At 40.9% G+C, this 15,911-nt stretch carries 11 protein-coding genes; all 11 read right to left on the bottom strand.

All coding sequences use genetic code 11. The features are described from left to right. Positions 1-10 precede the first annotated feature (10 nt). Positions 11-2,080, bottom strand: coding sequence for an ATP-binding protein (locus BO26_RS00455; RefSeq protein WP_036768065.1), 2,070 nt, complete (start codon positions 2,078-2,080; stop codon positions 11-13). An 18-nt stretch (positions 2,081-2,098) separates the two neighbouring features. Beyond that, positions 2,099-3,520 (bottom strand): contractile injection system tape measure protein, encoded by a 1,422-nt coding sequence (locus BO26_RS00450; protein ID WP_036768064.1) that lies wholly within the window; start codon positions 3,518-3,520, stop codon positions 2,099-2,101. 94 nt (positions 3,521-3,614) lie between these two features. After that, a complete protein-coding gene (locus BO26_RS00445) occupies positions 3,615-6,638 on the bottom strand; it encodes a hypothetical protein (protein WP_036768063.1) in 3,024 nt (1,007 codons plus the stop codon). Positions 6,639-6,666: 28 nt separating this feature from the next. Continuing rightward, positions 6,667-10,716, bottom strand: a complete 4,050-nt coding sequence (locus BO26_RS00440) for a hypothetical protein (protein WP_036768062.1) — start codon at positions 10,714-10,716, stop codon at positions 6,667-6,669. Between the two features lie 191 nt (positions 10,717-10,907). Continuing rightward, positions 10,908-11,324, bottom strand: a complete 417-nt coding sequence (locus BO26_RS00435; protein ID WP_036768061.1) for a hypothetical protein — start codon at positions 11,322-11,324, stop codon at positions 10,908-10,910. Next, positions 11,321-11,743 (bottom strand): GPW/gp25 family protein, encoded by a 423-nt coding sequence (locus BO26_RS00430; RefSeq protein ID WP_036768060.1) that lies wholly within the window; start codon positions 11,741-11,743, stop codon positions 11,321-11,323. The genes BO26_RS00435 and BO26_RS00430 overlap by 4 nt, the downstream gene beginning before the upstream one ends. 12 nt (positions 11,744-11,755) lie before the next feature. Then, on the bottom strand, positions 11,756-13,357 hold the full coding sequence (locus BO26_RS00425) for a phage baseplate assembly protein V (protein ID WP_036768059.1): 1,602 nt from the start codon (positions 13,355-13,357) through the stop codon (positions 11,756-11,758). Then, a complete protein-coding gene (locus BO26_RS00420; RefSeq protein ID WP_036768058.1) occupies positions 13,354-14,037 on the bottom strand; it encodes a CIS tube protein in 684 nt (227 codons plus the stop codon). Before BO26_RS00420 ends, BO26_RS00425 begins: the two co-directional genes overlap by 4 nt. After that, a complete protein-coding gene (locus tag BO26_RS00415) occupies positions 14,024-14,203 on the bottom strand; it encodes a DUF5908 family protein (protein WP_036768057.1) in 180 nt (59 codons plus the stop codon). The genes BO26_RS00420 and BO26_RS00415 overlap by 14 nt, the downstream gene beginning before the upstream one ends. Then, complete coding sequence (locus BO26_RS00410) at positions 14,200-14,658, bottom strand: phage tail protein (protein WP_036768056.1); 459 nt, start codon at positions 14,656-14,658, stop codon at positions 14,200-14,202. Before BO26_RS00410 ends, BO26_RS00415 begins: the two co-directional genes overlap by 4 nt. Positions 14,659-14,676: 18 nt before the next feature. Continuing rightward, the gene (locus BO26_RS00405) at positions 14,677-15,852 is read right to left on the bottom strand and encodes a phage tail sheath family protein (RefSeq protein WP_036768055.1); all 1,176 of its coding nucleotides are present in this window, start codon (positions 15,850-15,852) and stop codon (positions 14,677-14,679) included. Positions 15,853-15,911 lie beyond the last annotated feature (59 nt).

Below are 15,911 nucleotides of genomic sequence, written 5' to 3'. Positions count from 1 at the left end.
TATTAAATGTTTAAAAAACCAATCGGCCAGTTTTGTTTAATTCAAGTATTACCGCTCGTTCTATATGTTTATTTTCAATTTGATTACCATTATCATCCGCGGCTAATATTGATGATAATAAGGCAATATTTCTGATATTAGCACCGGTTAGATTTGTCTGTTTAGCTAAATACTCAAAATCAAGTTTATCTGATAGATTCAGTTGTTCAGGCCAAATTGTCTGCCACATTGCTTTGCGTAATGCTTCATCGGGATAAGTAAAGCGGGTAATAAAGGTAAAGCGGCGATTAAATGCACTATCCAAATGGTTGCGATTATTGGTCGCTAAAATCACTAATCCCGGATAATTCTCTAATCGCTGTAATAAGTAAGAAACTTCAATATTGGCATGTCTGTCCTGGGCATCTTTGGTTTCACTCCGTTTACCAAATAAGGCATCGGCTTCATCGAAAAACAACACCCCGGAGTCCGCTTCAGCCAGGTCGAAAATACGGGCGATATTTTTTTCGGTTTCACCGATGTATTTATTCACCACGGTAGAAAGATCCACTTTAATTAAATCAACACCAAGATAGCCGGCAATCACTTCTGCGGCCATGGTTTTTCCGGTCCCTGATTCTCCATAAAATAGGGCACTAATACCGGTACCATAGTTGATTTTTTTCTGAAAACCTGCGCCCAGAATTTGGTCACGGTAATTAATTGCTACGATGATTTCTTTCAACTGTTGAGTTAAATCAGCGGAAATGACCAAATCATTAAAATTGCGTTTTGGGGTTATTCGCTGAGCTAATTTACCGAAATTTTGTTGGGCGCGGAAATTTAATGCCTTACGTAGATCGGCTTCTTTTAATGAATCTTCCGGTTGTCGGAGGATTTGGTATTGATGGGCTTCCTTGATAATTAATGGTAATGTTTCTGCCGTAAATGAAAAACGTTGACACAATTGAGTGATATTAATTCCTTTAGTGATATTATCTGACAAACTTGTTTCCAGCATCGCTTTTTTATCTGCCATAGTCGCTAGTGGCATATTAATTTGCACTATCGGCAGGTGTTTAATCCATGCTAATGATTCCCCTGGTTCTGCCAGACAAACTACACGTAATTTGGGTTGATTCAGTAGGGCAGATAATTCTCGATGCGATATTCTCTTTTCCTCTGCCAGCAAAGAGAAATTGCGGATTAATAAACAGGCATTGTGTAGCTGAGTTTCTCGTATTGTATCCATTAGCAGATTGAGTATTGAGGTGGTGTGTTCTTCATCTGGCAGGCGAAATAAATCGAACGTTAAAGTGTTGATGCCGTGAATTCTCATAATATTACTGACTGCCAGTTCTCTGGCGCTGTCCTGTTTTCCTTTAAGGAACACCAGCGGGCGTATTTCGTCCGTTTCATTCAGCAATATTTTTTTAAATGCATGACCAAGGATTGGTGGATACCAGGTCTGTGAGGTTGGAATATGCCAGTAAGCGCAGGAGATTAAGGGCGGTAAAATGACTCGCTGACCGGATAAAAAATACCAGACTGCATTGTGAGTTAAAAATTGAGTTTGTAGCCAAATGGGTTCCTCTTGATTGTTGAGTCGTAATAAATGGTGATTGATTAATGGGGCTTGCGGTAAAAAGTGGTTTTGAAATAATTGCCAGTCACTTTGGCGCTGGCTAAATAATTCAATCGCTAAAGCAAAACTGGGCCATTGTTTTTTACTGTTACCGTGCAGAGCAGCAAATAGCGCATGATAACGGTTGTCAAAATGTGGCAATAAGCCTAGCAATAACACATCACGTTCAAATTCAGTGAGTGTAAAACGTGTGACCAACAGGGATAATGCACCGGAGGTAGAATGATTTTCTGTTTCTGTATCATCAGCGACGATATTCGCTATTAGCCAATGAGGAATGCCCAACGGTTTTGCCAGACGTTGTTTTAATTCATTTTCTTCAAGTAAAAAACTTTCTGGCAATGAATCGTATTTGTCTCTCTTTTGGTAATAGTGACGTTGTAACAGCAGATCGATACGTTCCAGATGGGAATAAATCCAGCGTAGATCAGTTATTCTATGTTGATGTTCTTTCATATAAACCTTGTCAATGTTTTACCAGTTGATTAATAAAGGGCGATCCAGCCAGGGAAGTTTGGCGATATTTAACGGCCAGGGCCAGTCGTTTAGTAATGCATCGAATGGTTGAGGTTGTATCGTGATTTTGATTTCTTGCTCATTTGTCAGTAATTCCCCCGGTCGTTGTAAAAACAATTGGCGGGTATCATTGCGGCTTAATTTTTTCCAGGCAGGAAGTTGACTGATAATCGTATCTAACCATTGTTCTGTTATCCGTTGTTTTTCTGGCTCTATAGGGGTTGATTCTGTGTTTTCATCGGCAATTAGTCCACACAGAACGCAGTTCAATATTTTTCGTTCTGTTTGTGCTTCTTCGTTTCCCCAAATTAGATAATCAAGCAGATCAACAGCCCTAAATTGAGCTTGACGATGAATAAATTTTTGTTTTTCAAACAGACCGAGTTGGTTAAATAGCGTAGGTAACATCGGCCACAAAACCAATATTCCAGCATTATTGACCTGACGTGGAGGAGGGTGTTCAGGTAATAAATCCAGTTCAGAAGTCATGGATGATTTGTTACCAGATTTATTGTTATCCCTGTGTTTGGCAATAAAGCGTTCCGATAGATGCTGGTATTCTGCAATTGACAGCTGTTTTTTACATAATTGTGAAATTAGCTTGGTCTGCCACAGTTGTTCCAGCCACGTATTCAGTGAGGAATTGTCGGTTATAACCTGGCGAAATAATGCAACAATAGGCGCTGTATTAATGGCATTGTCATTGAGTTCAATTGTGATGTGCGATATGACTTTAGCATCGGGTTCAGGTATTTCTTGTATATGATGTCGATGGATATATTTTAGTGCATTCAGTATCAATTGCCAGGAGGAAGCTGATTTCTGCTGATAGGATGATATATTTATCTTTTCAGATAATTTACGATTAATGGCGGTTAATAAAGCGGGTTCCTTGATAGCCAGAAGTTTTTGCAAGCTATGTGCGGATAAACAGCTTTTCGCCAATAATAATGTCCAATTATTTTGTATCCGGGGTAATTGGTTAATTAGTTGTTTAATATTAATATCAGTGATTTTATGATTGTTGACGTCCTCTATTGGGTTTAAGATGGAATCTTTTCGATATAAGTAATAAATAAATTTCTCAGTATCAGTTTGATTATTTGCCTGATATTGGCTTAATGTTTGATTTAGATTTTCATTAAGCCGAATAATAAACAGTGAGTTAAAATCATTTAATCTTATTTCGCCGAGATTCAGAGTGAGTGTTTTCAGGTAGATAGTTTGATTAACAACATATTGGCTAAAGTATGAATCAAAGAGTTCTTTTATACTGGATTGATTAAGCAGGGAGTTATGCAATATTTTTTTAGCGGCCTGTGTGTTATTAATATCAATAGTAATAATAATCCGATTTAACAGATTTGGCTCTGTGATCATGTTTATATTTCCTTTTTTATTGATAAATGTGATGATTAATTTTAATATTTAATAATGACTTTAATACGTTGATTTTCAGTGGAGAGCGTTATTATTATACTGCTATTACTGGCTCGTAAGATTCCTTTATTGATGAAGCAGAAGGTTTTTTCCCTAGTGTTAATGTTTCTAGAATTTCATATGCATGATCACCTAAAGGAGCGCCGTTATTCTGCCAGGCTTTATAAGTACTGGCAAATTCTTTGAATTCTTCCGATGATAGCCAATGAATAACGAGTGAGATATGCGCGGGTAATTCAGATAAAATCTCCGTTTTTACCCAAGACTCTAATTTATAGAGATCGACTTTACCACTGCCAATTAATTCTCGATTCAATACTACGCTGACAACAAATGAAAAGTGGTCAGTTTGAGCATATTTTTCACCAGAGAAATGCCAGTGATAGTTCGATGTGTTGTTTTCTAACGGAAAGTTATTTTCTAAGTCTGGGTTTTTCCTGAGTAATATTTGTCTATTAATACGATCGAGTTTCGCTACGCGTGTTTTAAATTGATAATTGGGGTTAGCTTGCAATATAAGTTCGTCATTCTCTGTGATTATATCAGGAGAAAACCCATCATTTTGGTCGTTGATGGTAATCCAGCACTCATTTTCTTTTGTAGACTCTGTATCAACATAAATCAGTTCATATGTACGTTCATTCCAATATCCATACTCATTATCTTTTCGATGAGAGCAGGAATAATAGGCGGCTTCTTGTTTTGGTGGAAAATTATTTTTTGATGTTGCGTCTTTTCTAATTAGAATCTTTTTATTGTCGTAATCAAGCTGTACAACCTGGGTTTTAAGCGCATAATCAGACTGAATTTTTAGCGTGATTTCATCATTCTCTCCGATCATGGCAGGGAAAGCGCTTTGACTGTGAATGGTAATCCATTGTTCACTTTCCGCTTTTTCTCTTTGTTCTTCATTGGCATAAACCAATTGATAATCCATATCTTCCATCCATATTAGGCTATTGTGCCAGCTCAGATTATCAGTTTGTTTAAACGCGTTTTGCACTTTGTCCAGGTTGTCTCTTAGATCGCGACTATTATTGATGTTAATGGTGAATGTATCTCCTGTCACTTCAGTGATCATTAGGTTTAGCAATGTGAATTCATTATAGCCTTCACTAAATTTTAGGTTAATAACCTGACCTTGAAGTAACCGACCTGATGAATCTTTCTGGGTGATTTTTAATTTATCATCATCAATTTCCAGAGAATCAGGTTGTTGCTCAATATTGAATTTTGTATCGGGTTTTACCGGTAATAGCCTGCGGTGTTCAATGAGATAGAAAGGAAGGTGAGCTAAGTTAGGTTCTTCTTTGAAACATTCTCCTCCCAAACCCAATCGGGCCGCGATACGTTTTTGCAACGCTGATACTTTATCAATGCGAATATTGTTACGTTGATAAGTCAGTTTTGGCTGTTGAGCCAGATATTCGCGCTGAGTAGATAGAAAATCTTTTTTAGTCTGAGGTTCTGTTAATGATGATTGTGGTGGGTCTGGCGATAGTCGAGGGATTGCACATTGGGCCCCAAAATATCTTAATAAATAATCTAGAATAACGAGTTCCTTATCATAGTCATTGGCATGATTATCGATTTTCGTAGCATTATTGTTTAATTTAGATGCTATGTCTTTATGAACATATTGACCGACCGTATTTTCTTTAAAAGGCCATTGGATACCATGTACAGTATTTCCCCGTTGTTTAAACGCTAATAGTTTTGGCAATAAAGCGAGTTCAGCACAGCGATTAGCTAGCATTTGTTCAAAAGGTAGCATGAATTGATGTAATTGTAGCTGTTGTTGGGTATTAGTTTGTAATCCATAGCAGGCGGGTAATTTATTGCTTATCGGATAGTAATCCAGGACTTTGCGATGTTTACCCCATTTCAATAATTCTGGTTGTGTATTAATCAGTGGTTCTGTAATGATGTTTTTTTCTATCTGTTGTTGAGTAATAGCAATTTTAACGCCTCCTTTTGCCGTGATGGTGAGTGGGCTTGTTGGTGAGGTAATTAATTCTAATGGGCTATCTCCCCATAGTTTTGGGTAATATCCCTGCGCGATTTTCCAGGACCAATTATCATGTGGTAACTTAGAAATTTTTTCATCGGGTTTATCCAATGTAAATTGGGTAATATGTTTCACTCCTTTGATTGCCAGTAATTGATTAACCAGAGGACTGAGATTTAATACGGTAGGGTGAGTATAATCTTTAGTCTTAGGTAATTTTGGTATCCAGCCGTGGTGTAAGTAAGGACCTTCAAATATTTGTTCCTGACTGTAACCCAGTTCTTTCATAGCTTGAGTGGTGTAACGTAATGGTTTTTCAAGTACCATTTGTTCGGCCATCATATAAACTTTCGCAAATATATCAGCGATATCTTTAGCATCATCATCCAGTTGAATATCAATTCTCAATGGCAGTTCAATGGGGTCTAGCCAAATGATTTTACTGACTGATTCTCCTAAATTTCGGTTATCTTTTAGAAAAATGTTGAGTCTTTCTTCTGCCAGGCTGTTATCAAGCTGGGTTTTTCGACTGGGAAGTAAATAAAGCCAATAGTTTCCTCTCAGCGTTAACTGTAATTGGTCGCTGTATCGGTTTCGGGTAAAACTGTATTCACGTTTTTCTTTATCATACCAATATGAATAACGTTGATTTTCTGGTTCACGAATGAGCTGGGCATCATTAAAGAAAAAATAGCCTTCAACGGTGTCGTCACTACGCAAGTCTAATAAAGCTCGCCGGTAATCTTCCGCAGTGATTGGGCCACAGGTCAGTATTTGTTGTGGGCCAAATTCTTTGGGAAAAATGCCGTCATCTGTTCGCTCATGCTCTTTAGGAGTAAGCAAATCTCGCAGGGGCAATGCGTGGCGATAGGCTAGATCAGATGCGCCATAACAACAGGCTTCTAATAAGGTGATGCCGGGATCATTTTCACCTGTATTACTCCAGCATTGTCCAGATTGTTGTTCAATAACAGTCTTTGCCTGGGCGAATAAAGAATCAAAGGTAATATCGTCTTTAATGATGGGAAATAGCATATCTCGATTATTCATTTGTTAATTCCTTAATTTGGGGAAGTTTTTATGACCAGACTAAAATCAGGACTTCATCATCGGTGGCTTCTATACTTTCGTTTACAGTAGGCTGACTGCCTTTTTTTAACGTTAAGTTGGTGACCCGTTCAACCAGCGGTGATTGTTGAATCGAGGCTAATAACTGGTAATAGTCAATATGGTTACCTGGTGTTACACCAATAGCCACATTTTCTCCCCACGGCATATATTTTCGACTGAGTTCCTGTTGTAGCTGATGAAGGCCATAATCGAGGTTAATATCCGAGGCAAATATCAGTTCATAGTGGATCAGAACGTTAATATATGTGGGATTTTTAATTTCAATGGTTGTCCAGGGGCTGCTTAATCGATCTAACCATTCAACCATCTCGGTTAATCGGGCTTGGTTTAATACTGGGCGTAGTGAATCATCGTTATCTTTATAGCGGTTGTCGGGGATGATGATTAATTGTCGTTTTTCTGGTGCTGGGATTTTGGTTAATTCACTGACAGAGGGATATTTGACATCGAATAAGCTACTAAAATTCTCTTTTAGTAAAGTGGCAATGTTATTCCAGCTTAGTACTCGGTTACGATGAGAGAGCCGGGCAGGGATCCGAGTCAGGAATGCTTGCTCGGTTTCTTGCGGGCGACCGTTCCAGGATGTCCAGGGTTGAGTGACCTCGTTAATGGCAACGGATGAATTAACCGGTTGTTTAATATTGTCAGCAGCCAATCCGTTGATAAGGTGCGATTGCTCAACAGTTTCGGTATTGATTAACGTGGCGATTGTGGCGTTATATAACAGTCCTCTAATTCTTGGATAATAATCGGGAGGGGTTATCTTTATCTGCTTTTTCTCCTGTGCTATCTGTGCCTTCAGCCAATATCGTCCTGATGGCATTTGAGATGCCTGGTTTGAAGCATCCTGTGGTAATAGGATACTTTGTTCTGCTGATTCGAACAGGTTGTGTGTTTGGTGGTAAGTTGATCTATTTAATAATTCCCAGGTATTTTCTTCACTCAGATAAAACCAAGACAAAGGTAGCTCTTTAAGGCCATTGAGCTGCCAATATAGGGAAAAGGTTTGCTTTGGTGATATATCGGTAAAGCCTAAATAAAATGTATCATGAATTAATGGTGTTCTATTTTCTCCAGCTTTGTCCCAGCCAAAAGGCGTGAGAGGATAAACGGAGAAGTTTCGATGGAAAGCTGTAGCACTGAATTCCACCTGCAATTCACTGAGTTGTGGGGTGTAGGGTGGTTTTTTACCTGTAGGACTTTGCTGGTATTGAGCGTGCATAAAGTCTTGTTCAACGAGTTTTATTTCTATCTTTGTTGACTGATGGTTGTGTGAATAGAAGCGATATCTATCAGGTAAGGTGAAAGTCAGGCTTTTTCCTTGTGGTGCATCGTTTCCATTGAATAATGCCTGGGTTTCGTTTCCAGTCTTTGCCTCTGTTAGTTTGATTTTTTCTCGATACTGAGTAAGTAAATAACCTTCTATTTTAAATACGCTATTATTAGCCGGTTTACTAATATATCCGCCATACCAGGATGAAAAATTTTCTTTGGGCAGGTTAACCCATTGCGGGGTAATTGTGATTGTTGTGTCTGGTGCGTATTCAGATTCAAACCATTCCGGGAAAACTATTTTCGGACTAAAGCTGGAACCCAATGATGGCGATTGGCTAAAAGGGAAAGGAGAGATTGCTGCATTAGACCTGTCAGTGGCAGAGAGTATATGATTGCTATTAATGCATATCTTATAAACCCAAATTAAGAAATCCTGTGTGGATTCTAGTTTTAACAATGGCGTATCGAACGTCATATTATCCAGAGCATTAGGTGGGCTGATGGGATCGTGATTATCATCTGATAATTGCAGCTTAAGACTGGCCGTATCGCTGAGATATTCGACTGACAGTGTTAACCAGTGATTTCCTGAACTGATTTTAGCAGTGATGTTTTCAGGATTACCCTCCAGGTGACCTCCTAAAATTAATGTGATATTGCGTCCTTTCTTAAGGAATGAAAATAAAGATGAAGTAATTAAGTAGCCGTACCGAACTGGAACATCGTGAGATGTTGGGCTAAAAATCTGGATACCGTTTGCGGGTAATTTTATATTATTTGCAAGGCTAAGAGGTGTTGCAGACTTCCAGCCATCATTATCTTTCCGATGCCAATACAGGTCGGTCAGTATTGCTTGGTGCGTTTGTAAAATGTGTGCCTTTACCCAGTATTGTCCCTTCGGCATTTGGGGTGCCTGATTTGACGCATCATGTGGTAATGAAGTACGCCAGATCCCACGATCAAATAGGTTGCGGGTTTGGTCATGTACCTGATTATCCAATGGACTCCAGGTATTTTCTTGATTCAGATAAGACCAGGATAAAGGGAGCTGTTTAATGCCTTCTAATTGCCAGTACAGGGATAAAGTTTGCCCCGGTAATACATCGGTAAAGCCTAAATAAAATGTGTCACTGATTAATGATGGTATTTCTGTGTTTGCTTTGTCCCAACCAAAAGGCGTGAGAGGGTAAACGGAAAATTGTTCGGGTTTAATTTTGGCACTGAACTGAATCTGTAATGTATTAATTTTCGGGGTATAGGGTTGATTTTTGCCAGTAGGATTTTGCCAATATTGAGTATGCATAAAATCCTGTTCGGTTAGTTCTATGCGGATTGATGCAGGCCAGTTATTAGACGATGGGTTGTCTGCAAAAGAATAATCCATGGCAGGTAAGGTAAAAGTCAGGCTTTTTCCTTGTGGTTGTTTGTTTGCACTTTCACTAAATAATGACTGAGCCTCATTAAATTTTTCTCTCTTTTGAGGTGTGATTAAATAAGCCTGCACTTTAAATGCATTATTTTCGGGTGTAGAGCTATACCCTTGATACCACTTTTTAAACCCCTCTTTGGGTAATCCAGTCCATTGAGGAGTAAGAGTAATTTTGGCGCTTTCTGTACCGTACCATTCAGGAGCAATCAAATTAAAACCGGAACCTGGCGACGGTGAGTGCCCAAAGGGAAAACTTGTTGCCTCTGTTTTCTCAATGCCGTTATCAGAGGAATAACGGACATGACTGTTGCCGTTAATGCTAATTTCAATACCCGTAATCTTGGGTAATATAGGCCCCTGAACGGTGCCCAGCTTTAATACGGGGACATCAAACTCCAGATTATCCAGGGCATCAGGGGGGCTGATGGGATCATCGTTGGTTGATAAATCGAGTTTAAGATAGTGGATGCCATTGTCCTCTTCTTTTTTTACTGAGGGTGAAAGCCAGTGATCTCCCGAACTGATTTTAGCAGTTATATGCTTAATATCACTGTTCCAATGACTTGCTAAAGTCAATGTAATGCTGCGTTCACCTGTTGGCATGGCAAATAAAGACGAAGTAATTAAATAACCGGACAAAACTGGAATATCATTAGGCGTTGGACTAAAAAGTCGAATACCGTTTTCAGGTAATTCAATATTATCTGCGTGGTTCAGGAGTATTACAGATTGCCAGCTATCGTTATCTTTTCGACACCAGCGCAGATCGCTCAACTTTCCTTGATTCGCCAATAAATCTGTATTTGATGCATATTGTAATGGGTTCCCCGTGCTGTCTTGCCCAGCATCAAATAAGGTTCCTTTAGGGATAAGATATTCTGTCTTATCTGTATTTAAGGTAATGCCTAAAGCAACGCTATCCGCTTGGGCATTTCTGGGTTTTAGACCTAATAATTCCCGATAATAAAGATCACGATGTCGTGTCGGAAAAGTGTTAAATAAAACTTTGGTGGTTTCCAGGAGTTTTAAAAAAGCGAGTATAAAAGCTTGATGGGCCGGTAAGTTGCCATTCGCTTTATTAACATTCTGGTAAATATCTGCTAATTTTTCAGGGCTATTTTCCTGAATAAAATAGAAACTATCCCAGAATTGTTTTTTCTCTTGATCGAAAGGAATTTTTTTAGTGTATTCTTGTAGCCAGTTTAAAATATCCAGCGTACTTTTTTCATCAAGTTTAAAATCTGTATCGGATACGATAGCGGCGAGTTTATTTTTTAATTCGGTGAGTCCCATGTTATACCACCTGTTATTTGAATATACCTGTTATCTTTCAAGTTGCCTCTTTGTTGGCTGCACTCACCCCGGTCACATAGTTATCTATGCTCCTGGGGATTCGCTCCCTTGCCGTCGCGATGCATCTTGAAATCTATTGGGTATATATTGCTGATAGCTATTGCGGAATAGGAACGTTATTGCAGAGTTATTTATCCGGCATTGATAGCATATTGACTGGCAATAAAACGGCCTTTGCCCATACTGGGTGTTGTGACATCTGGCCCGGTTGACGGATTAATTGCCGGTTGTGATGGGGTAAATCGAGCAGTAAATTGCTGTCCAACAACTATCACCGTGGCAGGGCTGTGGCAAAAGTTGACTTGTTGGCTGGTATCTAATTGAGCAATGGTAACGGTACCTATGCCCGGTATCGGGTGGCTTGGGGTAATGTATTGTGCTTGGAGTTGCACCTTTTTTTCATCACCGACAATAGCTATCTTTTTGCCCTGGATGTGCGCGTGTCCGCTGCCTCTGATGGTCGCAGGTATCAAAATGGTGACCTGACGGTTGCCGAATAATGGCTCGAATAGCAGGCTGTCGCCATCAATAATCAGTTGTTTGCTCATAGGTTCACCTTTGCCTGACCTTCGTTGATCTCAAGAACCCCTTCAAGCTGTTGACTGATTTGGCTGCCTCTCAGGGCATAGGTCACTTGGATGTGTAAAGTATTCGGTGAATCTGTTTTCTGCGTTATCTGAATATCGGTGATTTCAGCACGAGGTTCATAGCGCAGAACTCGTTCTTCAATACGGGTTTGAATCTCCGATAACAATTCATCACTGATATTTTCAAACATATAATCATTCAGACCGCAACCATAATCTTCTCGCATAATCCGTTCACCGGGTTCAGTTAAAAAAAGGATTTTCATACTTTGGCGAACGTTTTCGGCACCTTCGGCCATGGCTATTCCCGTCTCCAGAGAAAATTGTGGCGGAAATTTCCAGCCGCAACCATAAATATTGGTTAATATTTGGCTTGTCATTTCAATACCTCATTACTGTGTTAAGTTAATTTTCGCGCCCTTAATATCAACGCTGGATTTTCCTGTGGCCGACAGCGATTCTTCTGCTTGTATGCTAATTTCCTGGGCCTGAGTGATGAGATTTTTAGTTGAATTGAACGTAATATCTTTATCTTGTTGCAGAGAGACTTTATTTTCTCCGCTATTAAGTGCCACGGTGTTTTCTTTATTATCGAATATTAATGCTTGTTGTTTATCTCCTTGTTTGATCACTAAAGTTTTCACCGGATTTTTTTCACTGGGTTCTAACGGTGGTTTATTTTTCGGATTATGCATGGAGCCTAATATCACCGGGAAGCGCGGATCACATTCAAAGAAGCCGATAATGACTTCATCTCCCGGTTCTGGATAAAAGCAAAATCCGCTTTCATGACTGGCATAAGGTTTACCTAGTCGGGCAAAAAGGACACCTTTGGTCAGGTTTAATGCGGGTATTCTGACCGGGATACGGCCTAGCGATTGGCTGTCTTGCTGGTACTTTTCCACGATACCGATATGCAATTCTTTCACTTGAGGTACCGGCGGTTCTATATCAGGTAACATGCCTAAGGTTAATCGGCTGCGCCAGCCTTGCCGCTGATTAATTATCTGACTGACTCCGGTGATAATTCCCTGACCATCCATCCCCTGACCAAAACCATTTAATGCCAGAACATCTCCCGGTTGATAGCGGTAATTCCCTTCGATTTCAAAACTGCCAGATATATTATGGCTTCGCAGGTTATTCATAATCCCTTGGGCGAGGTGTTTGGCTTGTTCATTATCCAATGGAGAGCTATAAGCCCATTGCCACTCTTTATCCGCCAGTGTTGCGATACTGTCCACGGCCAATTTATGACTGCCAAGCCCACTGCTTTGGGGATTAATTGCTGGAGAAAGTTTTTGTTGCGCAATATCCCAGGCACGTACACTCACCGTTTTAGGGCTGTATTGGTTATTCCATTGGAGATCCGCTTCAAATAGCACAATATCTTGAGCACTGGCATGTCGATGAAGGGTATGCACCGTCGATTGATTCAGGGCCTTAGGGGTTATCAAGGTAACCAATTCATTGCCGGGCAACAGCCAGGTGTTAGTGGCAATCAATCGGCTTTTTAGGAATATCCAGTCATTGCAACGAAATTGCACCATTTGTTCATGAACGGTTTTAAGTTGAGGCGCTTGCTTTACCGTTGTTTGGATACCAGCCTGATTAAACAATTTTCTGAAAATCGCTTCATCACTCTGTTTACTGAATAATTGTGAATGAAAGCTATGGGTTAACTTTTGTAGTGGATGTTTTGCTGTCAGGGTAATGATGCTGTCCTGACCTTTTAGTCCAAGCGCTTGTCGAACGATGCTGCCTTTAAACACCACGGTTTTTTGGATCTGGATGGTAAGTTCATTATTGGGACGGCAATTGACCAGTTCAGACTGAGCCTTAGTGTCAAAAATATGGCTGGCATTACCAGCGATGCCCAGAGTGATGTTGGTTGAAGGGATGCCGTTGATGTGGTGGTTGGTTGTCAGGCTGATTACGGTAAATTGGTTGAGTGTCTTACCATCTATCTTGATGATTACTTTGGGTATTTTCATGTGTCCCTCCGTGCTTGTAAGGTTTGCCCGGGGGTAAAGTCATCAAGATTATCCAGATCGTTTTGCCAGGCCAGAGAGAGATAATCGATACCGCCTGCCAGAGAGGCACCAGCCCCTAAAGCAATCAAGGGTAAGGAGAGCATGTCTGTGACGCTAACCGCAGTGGCCGGTGGCGATTTTAACTGCCGCTCGGTGTCCTGAATCACTAAGCTTTCATCTGCCACTAAAGATAAGGTCGCACTGGCCCGTAAAGGGGTGGCGTCCCGGTCAAACAGGGTATAGTTGACAGCCAGATTGCTGGCCCGGCAGGCGAAATAACCTTTGTTTTCCCAGCGCATTTTTCCCCATTTGATTTTAAGGAAGTGGGGTACTTTGGTGCTGGCATCAACTGCACACAGGGATTTTAAGGTCGCAAGCTGGGTTTCTATTGGTTTGCTATTGCCGGGCATCGATGCATCAAACAACAAAACTAAGGATAATCCGGCGGGTTGGGATAATACATAGCGGCTGCTTTGGCTAGTACGATTAACACTTTCATCCTGTTGGTAGCGGGTTTGGTAATCAAGCTGGATCATATCGGGGTTATACATGGCTTGTAAGCTACCGACAGAAACTTTACCTTCCCGGTCTTTGAAAGCGGTTAGGGTGAGTCTGGATAAACCACGTTCAATTAAGCTCATGATAGCCTCCTGTTTCGCGTAATGTCTCTAATACTTCCCGTTTCACCATGTCAATCAAACGGGCATGATCCAGTTTCTCCTCGGCTAATGTTCGTGGGGTGAGTTGATCACTTGTCGGATCGGTAACTTTAGCCTGAATAATCAGTTCCTTAATTTCTACAGTCATGCTTTCACTCCTAACCAGCGCATATCCTGATAACGTAATTCCAGAGAACTCACCAGTACGGTGTTGCTATTGGCATCAAAGTCGCTGGTGGACCAACGAACGGGTAGCGCGTTACTGACCGTCCAGCTCGCCACAGGTAACGCATTTTCGTTCAGTAGCATAATGACGACATCGGCATATACCGCTTTCTCACCACGCAGCACGCGATCAAACACCAGGGTGAGAGGGGTGATGGTCATAACACCACGCTCCAGCATCAGGCTGCCATGTTGGATTTTCTCGGCCAACCAGACGTTTCTGGCGTTTTCTCCACCCTGACTGTGTTGGGTGGTTTGCAGTTCACGGCTTAAGCCCGATATGCGCTGAAAAGCAATATCAAGTGGGCTGGGAATGTTGTTAAACAGAAAACTGGCGATAAAACGGTGTGATACTGACGGGGTATAGAGATTGTGCATGGTTTTCCCCTGTTTAGATTAACTAGGTACGGTATTGTTACGGATATCAAATGTCAGACTTAACTCAATAAACTCTGCCGGAATTAACAGGGCCAGCCTGATTTTTATGATCATCTTTCCGGCTAAGATATCGGTTTCACTCATTGATTCATTAACACCCAGTAACACCTCAAATGCCTGATCTTCCTGAATGCCGAGTAATCCACCTTTTAACCATAATTGACGTAGCCAGTTGTGGGCCTGACCTTTAAATTTCATCCAGGTGATGGCGTTGTTAGGTTCAAAGACAAAGGCTCGACCGAGTTGGGTTAGATGAGCTTCAATATAGGAAACCAGACGGCGAATTTGGATATAACGCCAGAGGGAACCCGGTGTGTTGTCTAGCGTGCGGCATCCCCAGATTTTAATACCTTTGCCGGGGAAGCTGCGGACCAGATTCAGCGAAGTGCCTTCTTGATTAAACAGGGCTCCGGCTTCAATGAAAGAACGTACCGGGCCGATCACTTTGGCTAAAGCAACATTGGAGGGCGCAGTCCATACGCCTTTCTGGTAGTCGTTACGTTGAATGACGGCAGCGACCGCGGCGGTCGGTGAAAGTACAATATATTGGTCGTCTTTCTGGTAAGTGCTTTTTAGCCTTGGCCAGTATACAGCGCCCCATTGGCGATCAGTGGAAGAGAACTGTTTTAAACATTCAGCTGCTAATATTGGATCGTCCGGGGCATCCAGTAATCCCATGATGCCACGTCGACTTTTGCAAAGATTGAGAACTGATTGCCAGAATTGTAGCCAAAGGCTTTTTTGAGCGCTGAGATCATTAAAACGGGCAATATCAGGCACAACGATTAATGTGATTTCGTTTTCTGCGGAAATGGCTTGTTTCACCCAGTTCCATTGCAGGGCAGTAATCAATGATTGAAAATATTTTGGCTGTTGATTAATCCCCAGTGACAATATATAAGCTTGTTGTCCGCCATTTTCAAAGAAGTGACGTACTGAATAATACGTTAATCCTGATTGACCAAATTCCTGGGTAAAGTCCATCAGGTTATTTAATTTAACAGCCATTTTATTGCTTGAGTCTTTTTCGGTATAGCCAAGAAAAATAGGTACGCCGGTAAATTTATTGTTTGATTTTGGGAATATCGCATTTTCCGTTATTGTGACGCCCGGCTGTTTTATCTCCGTTATCATGATTGTTTCCTCCATTCAATAGACTGGATGGACGCGGTGTTAAACCGCGCCTCAGTACG

The sequence above is a fragment of the Photorhabdus australis DSM 17609 genome (assembly GCF_000711895.1).
In the GTDB taxonomy this organism is placed as follows: Bacteria; Pseudomonadota; Gammaproteobacteria; order Enterobacterales; family Enterobacteriaceae; genus Photorhabdus; species Photorhabdus australis.
This window is presented reverse-complemented; position numbering and strand designations above follow the sequence as displayed.

Bases quoted from the DNA above. Each gene is read 5' to 3' on its own strand.
- BO26_RS00450 (WP_036768064.1), bottom strand. From the start codon at position 3,520: ATGATCACAGAGCCAAATCTGTTAAATCGGATTATTATTACTATTGAT.
- BO26_RS00415 (WP_036768057.1), bottom strand. From the start codon at position 14,203: ATGACTGTAGAAATTAAGGAACTGATTATTCAGGCTAAAGTTACCGAT.
- BO26_RS00425 (WP_036768059.1), bottom strand. From the start codon at position 13,357: ATGAAAATACCCAAAGTAATCATCAAGATAGATGGTAAGACACTCAAC.
- BO26_RS00455 (WP_036768065.1), bottom strand. From the start codon at position 2,080: ATGAAAGAACATCAACATAGAATAACTGATCTACGCTGGATTTATTCC.
- BO26_RS00440 (WP_036768062.1), bottom strand. From the start codon at position 10,716: ATGGGACTCACCGAATTAAAAAATAAACTCGCCGCTATCGTATCCGAT.
- BO26_RS00430 (WP_036768060.1), bottom strand. From the start codon at position 11,743: ATGACAAGCCAAATATTAACCAATATTTATGGTTGCGGCTGGAAATTT.
- BO26_RS00405 (WP_036768055.1), bottom strand. From the start codon at position 15,852: ATGATAACGGAGATAAAACAGCCGGGCGTCACAATAACGGAAAATGCG.
- BO26_RS00435 (WP_036768061.1), bottom strand. From the start codon at position 11,324: ATGAGCAAACAACTGATTATTGATGGCGACAGCCTGCTATTCGAGCCA.
- BO26_RS00445 (WP_036768063.1), bottom strand. From the start codon at position 6,638: ATGAATAATCGAGATATGCTATTTCCCATCATTAAAGACGATATTACC.
- BO26_RS00420 (WP_036768058.1), bottom strand. From the start codon at position 14,037: ATGAGCTTAATTGAACGTGGTTTATCCAGACTCACCCTAACCGCTTTC.
- BO26_RS00410 (WP_036768056.1), bottom strand. From the start codon at position 14,658: ATGCACAATCTCTATACCCCGTCAGTATCACACCGTTTTATCGCCAGT.